The sequence below is a fragment of the Mesorhizobium sp. WSM4846 genome (assembly GCF_055811415.1).
This window is the reverse complement of record NZ_JBVVPZ010000011.1, coordinates 36,812-50,995: the sequence shown is the minus strand read 5'-3', so window position 1 is coordinate 50,995 and position 14,184 is coordinate 36,812. Positions and strand designations below refer to the sequence as shown.

The following is a 14,184-nucleotide window of genomic DNA, read 5'->3' as shown; positions in this document are numbered from 1 at the left end:
TTATGGCAAAGCGCCACACCTTTGCGCGTCCTGAAACCTGACCGTCGCCAGCGAGAAAAATCGCATCGACCGGAACCAGAGTCTCAGGGCCGATTGGGAGGATACCGGAGATCGAAATGGCGGCAGCGGCGCGTTTGGCGCTCCTGCACGATCGCGCGGCCCACGAAACCCAGGGTGCGCGTCCATCAACCAGGGAGAGTTAATGTGAAGATCATCAAGACACTGGCCGCCGTCGCGGCCCTTAGCATCGCGGCCATGACGGTCCCGGCGCAGGCAGGCGAAGGCCTCATCGGCGTTCTGATGCCGACCAAGACCTCGCAGCGCTGGATCAACGACGGCGATGCCGTCAAGTCCCAGCTCGAGGCTCTGGGCTACACTGTCGACCTGCAATATGCGCAGGACGATATCCCCAATCAGCTCAGCCAGCTCGAAAACGAAATCACCAAGGGCCCAAAGGCACTGATCATCGCCTCGATCGACGGCACCACCTTGTCGGACGCGCTGCAGAAGGCGGCTGACGCCGGCGTCGTCGTCGTCGCCTATGACCGGCTGATCAAGAAAACCCCGAATGTCGACTACTACACCACGTTCGACAATTTCGGCGTCGGCGTCATCCAGGCGAAATCGCTGCTCAAGGGCCTCGGCTATCCCGACAACAAGGGTCCGTTCAACGTCGAACTTTTCGGCGGCTCGCCCGACGACAACAACGCCTTCTTCTTCTACGACGGCGCCATGTCCGTTCTGCAGCCGCTGATCGACGACAAGACCCTGGTCGTGAAGTCCGGCCAGATGGGCATGGACAAGGTCGGCACGCTCCGCTGGCTGGCAGCCACCGCCCAGGCCCGCATGGACAATCTGCTCTCCGCCCACTACTCGGATGGCAGCCGCGTCGATGGCGTGCTCTCGCCATATGACGGCCTGTCGCGCGGCATCATCGCCTCGCTGCGCGCCGTTGGTTACGGCACGGCCGATCAGCCATGGCCAATCGTCACCGGCCAGGACGCCGAAACCGCTTCGGTCAAGGCGATCATCGCCGGCGAGCAGTACTCGACCGTGTTCAAGGACACCCGCGAACTCGCCAAGGCGACGGTCGAGCTCGTCGACAAGGTGCTCTCGGGCGGCAAGCCGGAAGGCCTCGACACCAAGACCTACAACAACGACGTCAAGGTCGTCCCTTCGATCCTGCTGACGCCGCATGATGTCGACAAGTCAAACTACCAGGCCCTGGTGGTCGATTCCGGCTACATCAAGGCCGAAGAGCTGAAGTAACCGCAGACGTAAAACCCCGGGGTCCTGCGCAACGCAGGGCCCCGCTTCGTCAGTGAACGACCCCGGTGTGTTTCCGGACCTCGCAGGAGTGGTATTCACGATGGCCTCGACGATTTTGGAGATGCGTGACATCACCAAGACGTTTCCCGGCGTCAAGGCGCTTTCGAACGTCAACCTCAGCGTCGAGGAAGGCGAGATCCACGCCGTGGTCGGCGAGAACGGCGCCGGCAAGTCGACACTGATGAAGGTGCTGTCGGGCGTATATCCAGCCGGCACCTATGACGGCGAAATCGTCTATCGCGGCGATGAGTGCCATTTCAAAGGCATCCACGACAGCGAGCGCCGCGGCATCGTCATCATCCACCAGGAACTCGCGCTGGTGCCGATGCTGTCGATCGCCGAAAACATCTTCCTGGGCAACGAACACGCCAGCTACGGCATCATCGACTGGAACGCCAACGAGACGCGCACCAGCGCTCTGCTCAAGAAGGTGGGCCTCAAGGAAGACCCCAAGACGCTGATTACCAATATCGGCGTCGGCAAGCAGCAACTGGTCGAGATCGCCAAGGCGCTCAGCAAGGAAGTGCAGTTGCTGATCCTCGACGAGCCGACGGCGAGCCTGTCCGAAAAGGACAGCCAGGCGCTGCTCGACCTGCTGCTCGAATTCAAGCGCCAGGGCATCACCTCGATCCTGATCTCGCACAAGCTCAACGAAATCAACCGGGTCGCCGACAAGGTCACGATCATCCGCGACGGGCGGACGATCGAGACGCTGGCGAAGAAGGACATCTCGGAAGACCGCATCATCACCTCGATGGTCGGCCGCTCGCTGGACGACCGTTATCCGTCGCGCGAGCCTGACATCGGCGAGATCGTGCTCCAGGTGAAGAACTGGTCGGTCTATCATCCGATCCATGCCGAGCGGCAAGTGATCAAGGGTATCGATATCGACGTCCGCAAGGGCGAGGTGGTGGGCATCGCCGGGCTGATGGGCGCCGGACGCACCGAATTCGCGATGAGCCTGTTCGGCCGCTCCTACGGCCGCGGCATCACCGGCGAGGTGCTGCTCAAGGGCAAGCCCATCGATGTCTCCTCTGTCAGCAAGGCAGTCGAACACGGCATTGCTTACGTCACCGAAGACCGCAAGACCTACGGTCTCAATCTGATCGATCATATCAAGCACAACATCACGCTGGCCAATCTTCCCGGCGTGTCGCGCCACAGCGTGATCGACGACATGCGCGAGCTCGCCGTCGCCAACGACTACAAGGCCAAGACCAACATCCGCTCGTCCAGCGTTTATCAGATGACCGGCAATCTATCGGGCGGCAATCAACAGAAGGTGGTGCTGTCGAAATGGCTGTTCGCCAATCCGGAGGTGCTGATCCTCGACGAGCCGACGCGCGGCATCGACGTTGGCGCCAAGTATGAAATCTACACGATCATCGCGCGGCTCGCCTCGGAGGGTAAGGCGATCATCGTCATCTCGTCCGAGATGCCCGAACTGCTCGGCATCACCGACCGTATCTATGTCATGAACGAAGGACGTATCGTCGGCGAAATGGCGGCGAGTGATGCCAGCCAGGAAAAGATCATGCGCGCCATCGTTCGCGGAGAAGGAAAAGCATCATGAGCACCGAAAGCGGTCCCGTCCCGAAAAGCGGCGTCGCCGAAGATGTGCAGCAAGGGCCGCGCATCGCTGTCTCGGCGCTGGTCACCAACCTGCGCGAATACGGCCTGATCCTGGCGCTTATCGCCATCATGGTGTTCTTCCAGTACACGACGTCCGGAACGCTGTTCAAGCCGGTGAACTTGAGCAACCTGGTGCAGCAGAACAGCTTCATCATCGTGATGGCGCTGGGCATGCTTCTGGTGATCGTCTCCGGCCATATCGATCTCAGCGTCGGCTCCGTCGCCGGTTTCATCGGCGCGCTGGCGGCGATGATGATGGTCATCTGGCCTCTCGGCCCTTTCAGCAATCCGCTGGTGGTGTCGATCCTCTGCCTGATCGTCGGGGGTGCAATCGGCGCGGCACAAGGCTACTGGATTGCCTATCACCGAATACCGAGCTTCATCGTCACGCTGGCGGGGATGCTGATCTTCCGCGGCATCTGCCAGGCGCTGCTGGGTGGGGGGTCTTCCGTGGGGCCGCTTCCGGTCGGCTTCAAGGCGCTCAGTTCCGGCTTCATTCCCGACGTGATCGGCTCATTGACGCTGATACCGCCGGTGGTGAACGCCGCCGGCAAGACAATCGTCGGCAGCGGCCTGACGCTGCACATGACGACGATCGTGCTCGGCATCGTCGCCGTGGTCGCCTATGCTTATTTCGGGCTCAGGGCACGGCGCAGCCGCGAGCGGCATGGCTACGAAGCCGAGCCCTTCTCGCTGTTCGTCGTCAAGACCCTGGTGACCAGCGCCCTGGCGCTATTCCTGGTCTACCAATTCGCCACCTACAGGGGCCTGCCAATCGTTCTCGTGGTGATGGGCGTGCTGATCGCGCTGTTCGTCTTCGTCACCAAACGCATGACGGTCGGCCGCCGCATCTACGCAATGGGCGGCAATGCCAAGGCGGCGCAGCTATCGGGTATCAAGACCGAGCGGCTGACCCTGATGGTGTTCATCAATATGGGCGTGCTCTCGGCGCTCGGCGGGCTGATTATTGCGGCGCGCCTTGGCCAGGCGGTGCCGGCGGCCGGCCTCGGCAGCGAGCTCGACGTCATCGCCGCTGTGTTCATCGGCGGCGCTTCGGCGATGGGCGGCGTCGGTCAGGTTGTTGGCGCGGTGGTCGGCGGTTTCATCATGGGCGTCATGAACAACGGCATGTCGATCATGGGCGTCAATGTCGATTGGCAACAGGTGGTCAAAGGCCTGGTGCTGCTCGGCGCCGTGGTCTTCGACGTCTACAACAAGAACAAGGCTTGAGGGCGAGGGAACTCATGCATGTCGCCAAACGTGTGCAGCGTGTTGGGACAACGGCACGCATGAAAGCAAGGATCAAAGCGGGCCCGTTTTCAAACGCGGCGCGCTTTTAGGAGGCACGGGTCACATCGCGGCGCTGCCGGGCGACGCAAGGAAGTCCCCCTAGGGGACCGGGCCCGCGAGCGCAATCCGGACGAAGAATTTCACCCGTGGCGCGGACACCGTCCGAGCTGCGCCAGGAAAAGCTGGCCAGACCGGCAGGCCGGCCAAGGCAATTGAGAGAGGGTACGTCATGCTGATTTCCCAGATCCTCGACGAGGCGGAGACCATCCGCGTCGTCGCCCGCAACGGCGGCAAGACCAGAATCATCAACGGCGCCCGCAGCGTCTATTCGCTGGCGATGGAGGCCGCGCGCACCGGCACCGGGCTTGTCGCCCTCATCGAGCGCAAGGGTTTTGGTGAAGCGGTCGACCTCGATGCCGCCTACAAGAAGGGGCGGCTGTTGTCGCCGATCAACCATCCCGACCCGGCGCATCTCCACCTCACCGGCACCGGGCTGACACATCTCGGCTCCGCCGCGACCCGCGATTCCATGCACAAGAAGCTCAGCAGCGACGGCGAGGAGCAGCTCACCGATTCCATGAAGATGTTCCGCATGGGGCTGGAGGGCGGCAAGCCGGCCAAGGGCCAGACCGGCGTGCAGCCGGAATGGTTCTACAAGGGCAACGGCACCATGGCAGTGGCGCCCGGTGCGGCACTTCTGTCGCCCGCCTTCGCCGAGGATGCCGGCGAGGAGCCGGAAGTCGCCGGCATCTATGTCATCGGCGACGACGGCGTCCCGTTCCGCGTCGGCTTCACGCTGTCAAACGAGTTTTCCGATCACGTCACCGAGCGCGTGAACTATCTTTTCCTCGCGCATTCCAAGCTGCGCAACGCTTCGTTCGGACCGGAGATCCTGATCGGCGAGCTGCCGTCCGACGTCAGGGGTTCCTCGCGCATCCTCCGCGACGGCCAGCTGCTGTGGGAAAAGCCTTTCCTGTCGGGCGAGGCGAACATGTCACACACCATCGCCAATCTCGAACATCACCACTTCAAATATTCGGCCTTCCGCCAGCCGGGCGACGTGCATGTGCACATGTTCGGCACCGCAACACTGTCCTTCGCCGACGGCGTCAGGACCGAGGCCGGCGATGTCTTCGAAATCGAGGCCAAGGATTTCGGCCTACCGCTGCGCAACCCGCTTGAAATCGAGCAGCCGGTGAAGGTGGCGGTGAAGGCGCTTTAGGCGCCAACCTTCTCCTTCTCCCCTTGTTGTGGGAGAAGGAAGAAACGCGCAGCTTCGACCTCTCAATAAATATCGAAGTCGAAATATTTGGCCTGGATCTTCTTGTAGGTGCCGTCGGCGACGATCGCGTCGATTGCGGCGTTGAGCTTTTCGCGCAGCGGAGTGTCTTCCTGGCGCACGGCGATACCGGCTTCGGTCTCCGTGCCCTTGACGTCGCCGACCATCTTGCAGCAGTCGTCGCTCGACTTCTTCATCCAGTCCATCAGCACGAATTTGTCTGAAAGGACGGCATCGAGACGGCCGTTCATCAGGTCGGCGACCGCCTCCTCCTGGGTTGGATAGAGCTTCGCCTCGGCGCCGGCCTTGCCATAGACATCCTGGGCATAGTCGGCCTGGGTGGTCGAAGCCTGGGCGCCGACTGTCTTGCCGGCGAGTGCCGCCGGTTCGGTCGAGGCAATATCGCTGTCCTTCAAGGCCACCAGCGAAAGCGGCGTCGTATAGTATTTGTTGGTGAAGGAGACCTGCTTCTTGCGCTCCTCGGTAATGCTCATGGACGCGATGATGGCGTCGAACTTTTTGGCCTGGAGCGCCGGGATCATGCCGTCCCAGTCCTGCGTGACAAGTTCGCATTCGACCTTCATCTGAGCGCAAAGCGCATTGGCGATGTCGATGTCGAAGCCGACGAGCTTGCCATCCGCGGTGATGGTGTTGAACGGCGGATAGGCTCCTTCAGTGGCGATCTTCAACTTTTCCTGTGCTTGCGCCGACAGGGACCCGACTGACATCGCCAGCATGACGGCTGTTGCTGCCGATGCGATCCATCTTGAAATCTGCATTTTTTGTTCCCCTTGTTCCAACCGTATTGACGGCTAAGACAGCCAAGCACGACCCGTAAGGTCAGGCAAGCATGGTCTGATCATAGTGGGCGATCAGCGCGCGGCGCGAAAATGCTTGGACAGTTTCAGGCCCTGCGCCTGATAGTTCGAGCCGAGATCTGTGCCGTAGAGCGCCTGCGGCCGCTTCAGCATGTGCTCGTAGACCAGCCGTCCGACGATCTGGCCGTGGTCGAGGATGAACGGCACTTCGTGGCTGCGCACTTCGAGCACGGCCCGGCTGCCGGTGCCGCCCGAGGCCGAATGGCCGAAACCCGGATCGAAGAAACCGGCATAGTGGACGCGGAATTCGCCGACCAGCGGATCGAAGGGCGTCATCTCGGCGGCATAGAGCGGCGGCACATGCACCGCTTCCTGGCTGACGAGGATATAAAATTCGTCCGGATCGAGCACCAGTTCGCCGGCGCCGCTCTTGTAGAGCGGGTCCCAGAAATCGACGACATCCTGCGCGGCGCGCTTGTCGACATCGACCAGGCCGGTGTGGTGCTTGCCGCGGTAGCCGACCAGCCCGTCCTTGTCGCCATCGAGGTCGATCGACAGTGCGATGCCGCCGCCGGAAATGTTCGGCGGCTCGGTGGCGACGAGCGTCTCGGCACGGTGCAATTCGTGCAGCTCGCTTTCCGACAAAAGCGCATTGCCGGTGCGGAACCGGATCTGCGACAGCCGCGAGCCGGCGCGGACGACGATCGGAAAGGTGCGCGGGCTGACTTCGAGATAGAGCGGGCCGTTGTAGCCGGCAGCGATCTTGTCGAACTCGTGGCCGCGATCGGTCATCACGCGGGTGAAGATGTCGAGCCGCCCGGTCGAGCTTTTTGGGTTGGCCGAGGCGGAAATGTTTGCCGGAAGCGCCAGGCTCTCGAGCAGCGGCACGATATAGACGCAGCCCGTCTCCAGCACCGCACCATCGGTGAGATTGATTTCGTGCAGCTTCAGGCGGTCGAGTTTTTCAGCAACCCTGTGGTTGGGGCCGGGCAGGAAGGAGGCGCGCACCCGCCAGGCCTTGTCGCCAAGCCTGAGGTCCAGGCTGGCCGGCTGGACCTGGTCGGCGTCGAGCGCGCGCGGCGACTTCAGCGCGCCCGACTGGTACAGCGCGGAAATATCCTGATCCGGAAGAATGCCTGTCTGCCGCAAAGTCTGGCTCCGCTCGAAGGCCGGGCGTGGTCTCGTCTTGTCGCAGGTTCTTGCCGTGGAACCCGCTGGTACAAACCTCTTAATCATGCCGGCAATTGACGCAAGCGCGGCGCAGGTCTAAAGGTTCGTTATCCCGTGGTGATTTGGCCGGTCGGCTTGCAGCCACGTTAAACAAGTCGCTAAAGGACCGTCGGGCCGAAAGGCCGTACGACCGGTTGCGACTTTCGCGGCCGGTTTTTTTGTGTTTGGACCATTTTTTGTGTTTGGAACAAGGTGATGACGAGCAAAACGCGCAACTGGAAGCCTCAGACCGCCCTCGTGCATGCAGGAACGCTGCGTTCCGGCTTCGGCGAAACCTCCGAGGCGATGTATCTCACGCAAGGCTATGTCTACGACACGGCGCAGGCGGCGGAAGCCCGCTTCAAGGGCGAGGAACCGGGCTTCATCTATTCGCGCTATGCCAATCCGACGGTCGACATGTTCGAGAAGCGCATGTGTGCGCTGGAAGGTGCCGAAGATGCCCGCGCCACCGCGTCCGGCATGGCGGCGGTGACGGCGGCGTTGCTGTGCAGTGCCCGGGCGGGCGACCACATCGTGGCAGCGCGCGCGCTGTTCGGCTCCTGCCGCTGGGTGGTCGAGACGCTGGCGCCGAAATACGGCATCGAGGCGACGCTGGTCGACGGCACCGACATCGCCAATTGGGAAAAGGCGGTCAAGCCCAACACCAAGTTGTTCTTCCTTGAAAGCCCGACCAATCCAACGCTGGAGGTCGTCGACATCGCAGCGGTAGCCTCGCTTGCCGATTCGATCGGCGCGCGGCTGATCGTCGACAACGTCTTTGCCACGCCCTTGCAGCAGAAGCCGTTGCAGCTCGGCGCCCATATCGTCGTCTATTCGGCGACCAAGCACATCGACGGCCAGGGACGCTGCCTCGGCGGCATCATCCTGTCGGACAAGAAGTGGATCGACGAGAATTTGCACGACTACTTCCGCCACACCGGTCCCAGCCTCTCACCCTTCAATGCCTGGACGCTGCTGAAGGGGCTGGAGACGCTGCCGCTGCGCGTTCGCCAGCAGACAGAAAGTGCCGGCCGGATCGCTGACTTCCTCGCCGAGCGATCGGAAATTGTCCGCGTCATCTATCCCGGCCGCGCCGATCACCCGCAGGCGGCGATCGTCAAGAAGCAGATGTCGGGCGGCTCGACGCTGATCTGCCTCGACGTCAAGGGGGGCAAGCAGGCGGCCTTCGCCTTCCAGAACGCGCTCGATGTCGTGCTGATCTCCAACAATCTCGGTGACGCCAAGAGCCTGATCACCCATCCGGCGACGACGACACACAAGAATCTGAGCGACGAGGCGCGGGCCGAACTTGGCATCGGGCCAGGCACGCTCAGGCTGTCCGTCGGACTGGAGGACACTGACGACCTGCTCGAAGACATCGAGCAGGCCTTAGCCGCCAGATAGGATACGCGCCGAACTGCTGCGCTCTGATCTGCAAAGCAGGCGCGGTCAGGCGCCCGACGGCGACTCTTCCAATTCCGCAACGGCGCTGGTTTGGATGGTCATCGTGTTGCCGCGCCAGTCGACGGCACCGCTGAGCCAGCCGCGCACCCAGATGGCGGGAAGCATCACGTCCCGCGCAACCATCGCCGGGATCATGCGCAGCGACAGGTGCCAGCCCTTGGCCGAGGCGAGAGCGCATTCCGGCAGATAGGCGACTATCAGCACGGCGACGGCGGTAGCCGGCAGGCTGAAACCGGCGCCTGCTGCCGCAACCAGCGCCAGCACCAGCGGCGGCGCCGCTCCGATCAGGATCTCGGGCGCGAAGAACAGTGGGAATGTGACGCGACGCAGGCGTGCCCAGCGGGCCTGGCGCGACCAGATTTCGCCAAATGTGCGCAAGCCGAGCGGCTGCTCGAAGGGCGAGGCAACGAGATTGACGCGCAGTCCGAGCCCGTTGACAAGCTTGGTCGCAGCGGCATCCTCGGCAATCTCCGCAGCAAGCGCACGGACGCCGCCATTGGCGTCGAGCAATGGCTTGTTCCACAGCATGCTCTTGCCCTGGGCAAAACCGAGGCCGAGCGCCTCGCCGGTATATTGCCAGCGCGCCTGCAGCGTATTGAGGAAAGCGCATTCGACCTCCGCCCAGATCCCGTCCGGCCGCGAGCCGATCGGCGTCGAGCAGACGAGGCCGGTGTCCTGCCGCCATGCCGTCATCAGATGCTGGACATAGTCCCTCGGCATCAGGACGTTGGAATCGGCAAGGACGACCCAGTGGTGGCGCGCGGCCTCCCAGCCCTTCACGCAATTGTTGAGTTTCGGATTGCCGCTGATGCGGTCGTCGCCGACCAGCAGCCGGGCCGGCACGGCCGGAAAGCGGGCGATCGCATCGGTGATCCGCCCGACCACCGGGTCGTCGGCATGGGCGACGCAGAAGATGAGCTCATAGTGCGGCCAGTCGAGCGAGAAGGCGCGCTCGAGCGTCTCCCCGGTAAACGGCTCGACGCCGCGCGACGGCACGACGATCGACACCGGCGGCGCCTTGGCGGCTGGCGGCGTGATCCTGCCAGGCCGCTTCAGCTTCAACGAAGCGAGCAGGATGCTGGCGAGATTGACAACAAGCAGAGCTATGGAAAGCAAGGCGGCTGTGACTGTCAATTCCATCAATATCTGGTCGCTCCAGAAAAAACCGGCCGCATGAAGCCGTTTTCAACAGTTCGACAGAATGCTGAGTCGCCCGGCCCTGCACACCATCATTGTCACGTGTCACTTAAATGACATTGTTGATCGGCACCTGCGCTTAACAAATTCGGGCAACGATGGCAGACACCGAGGCGACGCACCCCGTTGACCGAACTGCGGAGAGGGTCGAATGTTCCGTCTGCATAGTGTGGAGTGATTTATGTACAGCGCCGTCACGCGCGACATCGAAGTGCAGGTCAGGCCGTTCTATCTGGAAGATCGCTCCGACCCTTCGGAGAACCGCTATGTCTGGGGCTACCAGGTGACCATCGACAACCAGTCGGATGAATTCGTGCAGCTTCTGTCGCGCTACTGGCAGATCACCGACGGCACCGGCCGGGTCGAGGAGGTGCGCGGCGCCGGCGTTGTCGGCGACCAGCCTGAACTCAATCCAGGCGACAGTTATCAGTATACGTCTGGCTGCCCACTCTCGACGCCATCCGGCATCATGGTCGGCCACTACACGATGCGCAACAAGCGGGGCGAAACGTTCGACGTCGCCATCCCCGCCTTTTCGCTCGACCTGCCGGGCACGCGGCGCACCGTCAACTGAGGCTCACTTGGGCTTCTCGCCCATTGCGAGGGGCGAGAAACCAAGCTCTGCGAAGGCACCGAGGCAGCACTGACGCCGGCTATTGAGCCGCAGCAAATTCCGCCGGGTCGAAGTCATATTGCTTCGAGCAGAATTCGCAGGCGACGTGAATGCCGCCATCCTCGGTGCTGTCCCTGATCTCGTCGGCGGAGAAGCCTTCGAGAATGCCGCGGATCTTCTCCCTGGAGCATGAGCACTGGTCGGCTACCGGCACGCCGCCGAAGACTCGCACGCCGTGCTCGTGGAACAGCCGGTAAAGCAACCGCTCGGCGCCGATCGTCGGGTCGATCAGTTCCGTCGGCTCGATGGTGCCAAGCAACGCGAGCAGTTCCTGCCAGGAATTGTCGGCCGCATCATGGATCTCCTCGCGCGGATCGCCGTCGCCACCCGGAAGGTCGGGCACGCGCATGCGTTCAGGCGATTGCGGCAGGAACTGCGCCAGGATGCCACCGGCGCGCCATTGCTCGCGGGCACCGCCGATGCCGGGCGTCAACAGCTTGGCCACCGAAAGCCTGAGATCGGTCGGGATCTGCTCTGACTGCCGGAAATAGGTGCGCGCGGCCTCCTCCAGCGTCTCGCCGTCGAGCTGGACGATGCCCTGATAGCGCTGCGTGTGGGCGCCCTGGTCGATAGTCAGCGCCAGGACACCGCTGCCGAGCAGCGTCCGCTGCGAGGTCTCGCCGGCAGACGTCAGCGCCTCCAGCCGGTCGGCGTCGAAGCGGGCATAGGCGCGCAGCGCATGCGGCGTGGAAAAATCCGCCACCAGCATATCGACCGGCCCGTCGGTGCGGGTCTGCAGGATGAATTTGCCATCAAACTTGAGCGAGGTGCCAAGCAGCACCGTCAGCACGCAGGCTTCCGCCAGCAGGCGGGCGACCGGCTCGGGATAGTCATGACGGCTGAGGATCGCGTCGAGCATCGGCCCGAGCTGGACGGTGCGGCCGCGCACGTCGAGCGGGCCGACCTCGAAGGGCACGACATGATCGTCGCCGGCGTAGCCGAATTCGCCGAGTTTGGGTTGATGTTCAGCCAATTGACGGGTTTCCAACATGACAAAGCTCCGGGGCGCGGCGATGCCGCCCTCCGGGGCGCATGCGTCGAAACGCGCTCGATTTGCGTGATGCGCCTGAGATAGGCATCACGCACTGCCGGATCAAGGCGGCCCGGATCAAGCGCCGAGGCACCAAGCCAAAACCGCCTTCTGGGCGTGGAGCCGGTTCTCGGCTTCGTCGAACACCACCGAATGTGGCCCGTCGATGACTTCGTCGGTGACCTCCTCGCCGCGATGCGCCGGCAGGCAGTGCATGAACAACGCGTCGGGCCTTGCCTTCGCCATCAGTGCCGCATTGACCTGATAGGGTGAGAAGACATTGTGGCCGCGAGCACGGTGCTCTTGGCCCATCGACACCCAGCAATCGGTAACGACACAGTCGGCCTCGTGGACGGCCTCCTCGGGCGATCGGGTGAAGTTCAACTTGCCGCCATGCGCCCTCGACCAGTCGACATGCTTCTGCGCCGGCTCGCTGCCTTCCGGCACGGCGACGTTGAGGTTGAAGCGGAACCGCGCCGAGGCCTCCAGCAGTGAATGCAGCACGTTGTTTCCGTCGCCGGTCCAGGCGATGGTCTTGCCGGCGACTGGGCCGCGATGCTCCTCGAAGGTCATGATGTCGGCCATCAGCTGGCAGGGATGGGTATCGTCGGTCAGCCCATTGATGACGGGGACGGTGGCGTTCTCGGTCAGCTCCAGCAGCCGGTCATGCGATGTGGTGCGGATCATGATCGCATCGACATAGCGCGACAGCACCTTGGCCGTGTCGGCGATGGTTTCGGAGCGGCCGAGCTGCATCTCGGCGCCGGTCAGCATGATGGTCTCGCCGCCGAGCTGGCGCATGCCGACGTCGAAGGACACGCGCGTGCGCGTCGACGGTTTGTCGAAGATCATCGCCAGCACCTTGCCTTCAAGCGGTTTTGTCCGCTCGCCAGCCTTGAGCCTTGCCTTTCGCACGACGGCATCGTCCAGCATAAGGCGCAGATCGCCCTCGGAAACGGCGGAAAGATCGGTGAAATGGCGAAGGCTCATGTGGGTCTTCCGACTGTTATTTCGCCGCAGCCGCGGCGATGGCGTCCGACAGGCCCCGGGCGCCGGCGCGGATGCGGTCGAGCGCCTCATGGATCTCGGCGTCGGTGACGGTGAGCGGCGGCAGCAGGCGAAGAACGTTGTCGCCGGCCGGAACCGCCAGCAGATGCTGGTCGCGCAACGCCATGTTCACCTTGGTGTTGGGCGCGGCGCATTTCAGGCCAAGCATCAGGCCGCTGCCTCTGATGTCTTCAATGACATCGGGAAATTCGTCGGCGACACCCGCCAGCCCCTGCTTCAGCAGCAACGCCTTGCGCTGCACATCCTCCAGAAAACCGTCTTCCAGCACGACGTCGAGCACGGCGTTGCCGACCGCCATCGCCAGCGGATTGCCGCCGAAAGTGGTGCCGTGCACGCCGGCGGTCATGCCGACGGCGGCCTCGTCGGTGGCGAGGCAGGCGCCCACCGGGAAGCCGCCGCCGATGCCCTTGGCGACCGCCATGATGTCGGGCGTGACGCCAGCCCATTCATGCGCGAACAGTTTTCCGGTGCGGCCGATGCCGCACTGGACCTCGTCGAAGATCAGCAGCAGATCATGCTGTTCGCAGAGCTGCCTCAGCCGCTTAAGCGACTGCGTCGGCACCGGGCGGATACCGCCCTCGCCCTGCACCGGCTCGATCAGGATCGCGGCGGTCTCTGATGTGATCGCCTTTTCGGCGGCGTCGATGTCGTCGAAGCCGACCTGGTCGAAACCTTCGACCTTGGGGCCGAAACCTTCCAGGTATTTATACTGGCCGCCGGCGGCGATGGTCGCCAGCGTGCGGCCATGAAAAGCGCCTTCGAAGGTGATAATGCGAAAGCGCTCGGGATGGCCCCTGACGAAATGGTAGCGCCGCGCCGTCTTGATGGCGCATTCCAGCGCCTCGGCGCCGGAATTGGTGAAGAACACCTTGTCGGCGAAGGTTGCGTCGGCCAGCCGCTCGCCCAGACGGCTCTGCCCCGGAATCTCGTACAGGTTGGAGACATGCCAGAGCTTGGCCGCCTGCTCGGTGAGTGCCGAGACCAGATGCGGATGGCTGTGGCCCAGCGAATTCACGGCAACGCCGCCGCCAAAATCGAGATATCGCTCGCCCTTGTCGGTGACCAGCCAAGTGCCTTCCCCATGGTCGAAGGCCAGAGGTGCGCGGGTAAAGGTCTCGAAAAGCGCCGAACCGCTCATTATATGCGTCTCCGGAACCGGAAAATCAAAAAGCCGCCAAAGCGGCGGCCTGTGCGG

12 protein-coding genes and 1 riboswitch are annotated in these 14,184 nt (G+C 63.1%); of the genes, 6 read left to right on the top strand and 6 right to left on the bottom strand.

The features are described 5' to 3' along the window. Positions 1 to 204 precede the first annotated feature (204 nt). The 4 genes from chvE (at position 205) to araD1 (ending at position 5,473) form a co-directional block, all read left to right on the top strand. Complete coding sequence (gene chvE, locus AC0L15_RS12310; RefSeq protein ID WP_287241617.1) at positions 205 to 1,269, top strand: multiple monosaccharide ABC transporter substrate-binding protein; 1,065 nt, start codon at positions 205 to 207, stop codon at positions 1,267 to 1,269. A 100-nt stretch (positions 1,270 to 1,369) separates the two neighbouring features. Then, positions 1,370 to 2,902: a multiple monosaccharide ABC transporter ATP-binding protein gene (gene mmsA, locus AC0L15_RS12305; protein WP_287241614.1), complete on the top strand. Its 1,533-nt coding sequence runs from the start codon at positions 1,370 to 1,372 to the stop codon at positions 2,900 to 2,902. Further along, positions 2,899 to 4,191 carry a multiple monosaccharide ABC transporter permease gene (gene mmsB, locus AC0L15_RS12300; RefSeq protein ID WP_473496392.1) on the top strand — a complete coding sequence of 431 codons (1,293 nt, stop codon included), beginning with the start codon at positions 2,899 to 2,901 and terminating at the stop codon, positions 4,189 to 4,191. Before mmsA ends, mmsB begins: the two co-directional genes overlap by 4 nt. A 289-nt stretch (positions 4,192 to 4,480) precedes the next feature. Continuing rightward, entirely contained in the window at positions 4,481 to 5,473 is a 993-nt protein-coding gene (gene araD1, locus AC0L15_RS12295; RefSeq protein ID WP_023802192.1) for an AraD1 family protein, read from the top strand. Between the two features lie 62 nt (positions 5,474 to 5,535). Here araD1 and AC0L15_RS12290 read toward each other — a convergent pair whose 3' ends face one another. Together AC0L15_RS12290 and AC0L15_RS12285 are read right to left on the bottom strand one after the other, a co-directional pair. Further along, positions 5,536 to 6,309, bottom strand: a complete 774-nt coding sequence (locus AC0L15_RS12290) for an ABC transporter substrate-binding protein (RefSeq protein ID WP_287248544.1) — start codon at positions 6,307 to 6,309, stop codon at positions 5,536 to 5,538. Positions 6,310 to 6,402: 93 nt separating this feature from the next. Further along, complete coding sequence (locus tag AC0L15_RS12285) at positions 6,403 to 7,497, bottom strand: 2'-deoxycytidine 5'-triphosphate deaminase (RefSeq protein ID WP_023802190.1); 1,095 nt, start codon at positions 7,495 to 7,497, stop codon at positions 6,403 to 6,405. Positions 7,498 to 7,622: 125 nt separating this feature from the next. After that, a riboswitch (SAM riboswitch) is annotated at positions 7,623 to 7,700 on the top strand. A gap of 73 nt (positions 7,701 to 7,773) precedes the next feature. On the opposite strand from AC0L15_RS12285, the gene AC0L15_RS12280 reads away from it, so the two are divergent. After that, on the top strand, positions 7,774 to 8,961 hold the full coding sequence (locus tag AC0L15_RS12280; RefSeq protein ID WP_473496391.1) for an O-succinylhomoserine sulfhydrylase: 1,188 nt from the start codon (positions 7,774 to 7,776) through the stop codon (positions 8,959 to 8,961). Between the two features lie 45 nt (positions 8,962 to 9,006). Here AC0L15_RS12280 and AC0L15_RS12275 read toward each other — a convergent pair whose 3' ends face one another. Next, a complete protein-coding gene (locus tag AC0L15_RS12275) occupies positions 9,007 to 10,161 on the bottom strand; it encodes a ceramide glucosyltransferase (RefSeq protein WP_473496445.1) in 1,155 nt (384 codons plus the stop codon). A 238-nt stretch (positions 10,162 to 10,399) separates the two neighbouring features. Between AC0L15_RS12275 and apaG the strand changes: the two genes are divergently transcribed. After that, positions 10,400 to 10,792, top strand: coding sequence for a Co2+/Mg2+ efflux protein ApaG (gene apaG / locus AC0L15_RS12270; RefSeq protein WP_023802187.1), 393 nt, complete (start codon positions 10,400 to 10,402; stop codon positions 10,790 to 10,792). 79 nt (positions 10,793 to 10,871) lie between these two features. Here the strand turns inward: apaG and AC0L15_RS12265 are convergent, their stop codons facing one another. The 3 genes from AC0L15_RS12265 to AC0L15_RS12255 form a co-directional block, all read right to left on the bottom strand. Next, a complete protein-coding gene (locus AC0L15_RS12265; protein ID WP_473496390.1) occupies positions 10,872 to 11,882 on the bottom strand; it encodes an Hsp33 family molecular chaperone in 1,011 nt (336 codons plus the stop codon). Between the two features lie 117 nt (positions 11,883 to 11,999). Further along, on the bottom strand, positions 12,000 to 12,911 hold the full coding sequence (gene argF / locus AC0L15_RS12260) for an ornithine carbamoyltransferase (RefSeq protein ID WP_473496389.1): 912 nt from the start codon (positions 12,909 to 12,911) through the stop codon (positions 12,000 to 12,002). A 16-nt stretch (positions 12,912 to 12,927) separates the two neighbouring features. Further along, positions 12,928 to 14,127 (bottom strand): aspartate aminotransferase family protein, encoded by a 1,200-nt coding sequence (locus AC0L15_RS12255; RefSeq protein WP_027155177.1) that lies wholly within the window; start codon positions 14,125 to 14,127, stop codon positions 12,928 to 12,930. Positions 14,128 to 14,184: the final 57 nt, after the last annotated feature.

Coding starts and splice junctions, on each gene's coding strand:
- araD1 (WP_023802192.1), top strand. CDS start 4,481: ATGCTGATTTCCCAGATCCTCGACGAGGCGGAGACCATCCGCGTCGTC.
- AC0L15_RS12265 (WP_473496390.1), bottom strand. CDS start 11,882: ATGTTGGAAACCCGTCAATTGGCTGAACATCAACCCAAACTCGGCGAA.
- mmsA (WP_287241614.1), top strand. CDS start 1,370: ATGGCCTCGACGATTTTGGAGATGCGTGACATCACCAAGACGTTTCCC.
- apaG (WP_023802187.1), top strand. CDS start 10,400: ATGTACAGCGCCGTCACGCGCGACATCGAAGTGCAGGTCAGGCCGTTC.
- mmsB (WP_473496392.1), top strand. CDS start 2,899: ATGAGCACCGAAAGCGGTCCCGTCCCGAAAAGCGGCGTCGCCGAAGAT.
- AC0L15_RS12290 (WP_287248544.1), bottom strand. CDS start 6,309: ATGCAGATTTCAAGATGGATCGCATCGGCAGCAACAGCCGTCATGCTG.
- argF (WP_473496389.1), bottom strand. CDS start 12,911: ATGAGCCTTCGCCATTTCACCGATCTTTCCGCCGTTTCCGAGGGCGAT.
- AC0L15_RS12275 (WP_473496445.1), bottom strand. CDS start 10,161: ATGGAATTGACAGTCACAGCCGCCTTGCTTTCCATAGCTCTGCTTGTT.
- AC0L15_RS12280 (WP_473496391.1), top strand. CDS start 7,774: ATGACGAGCAAAACGCGCAACTGGAAGCCTCAGACCGCCCTCGTGCAT.
- AC0L15_RS12255 (WP_027155177.1), bottom strand. CDS start 14,127: ATGAGCGGTTCGGCGCTTTTCGAGACCTTTACCCGCGCACCTCTGGCC.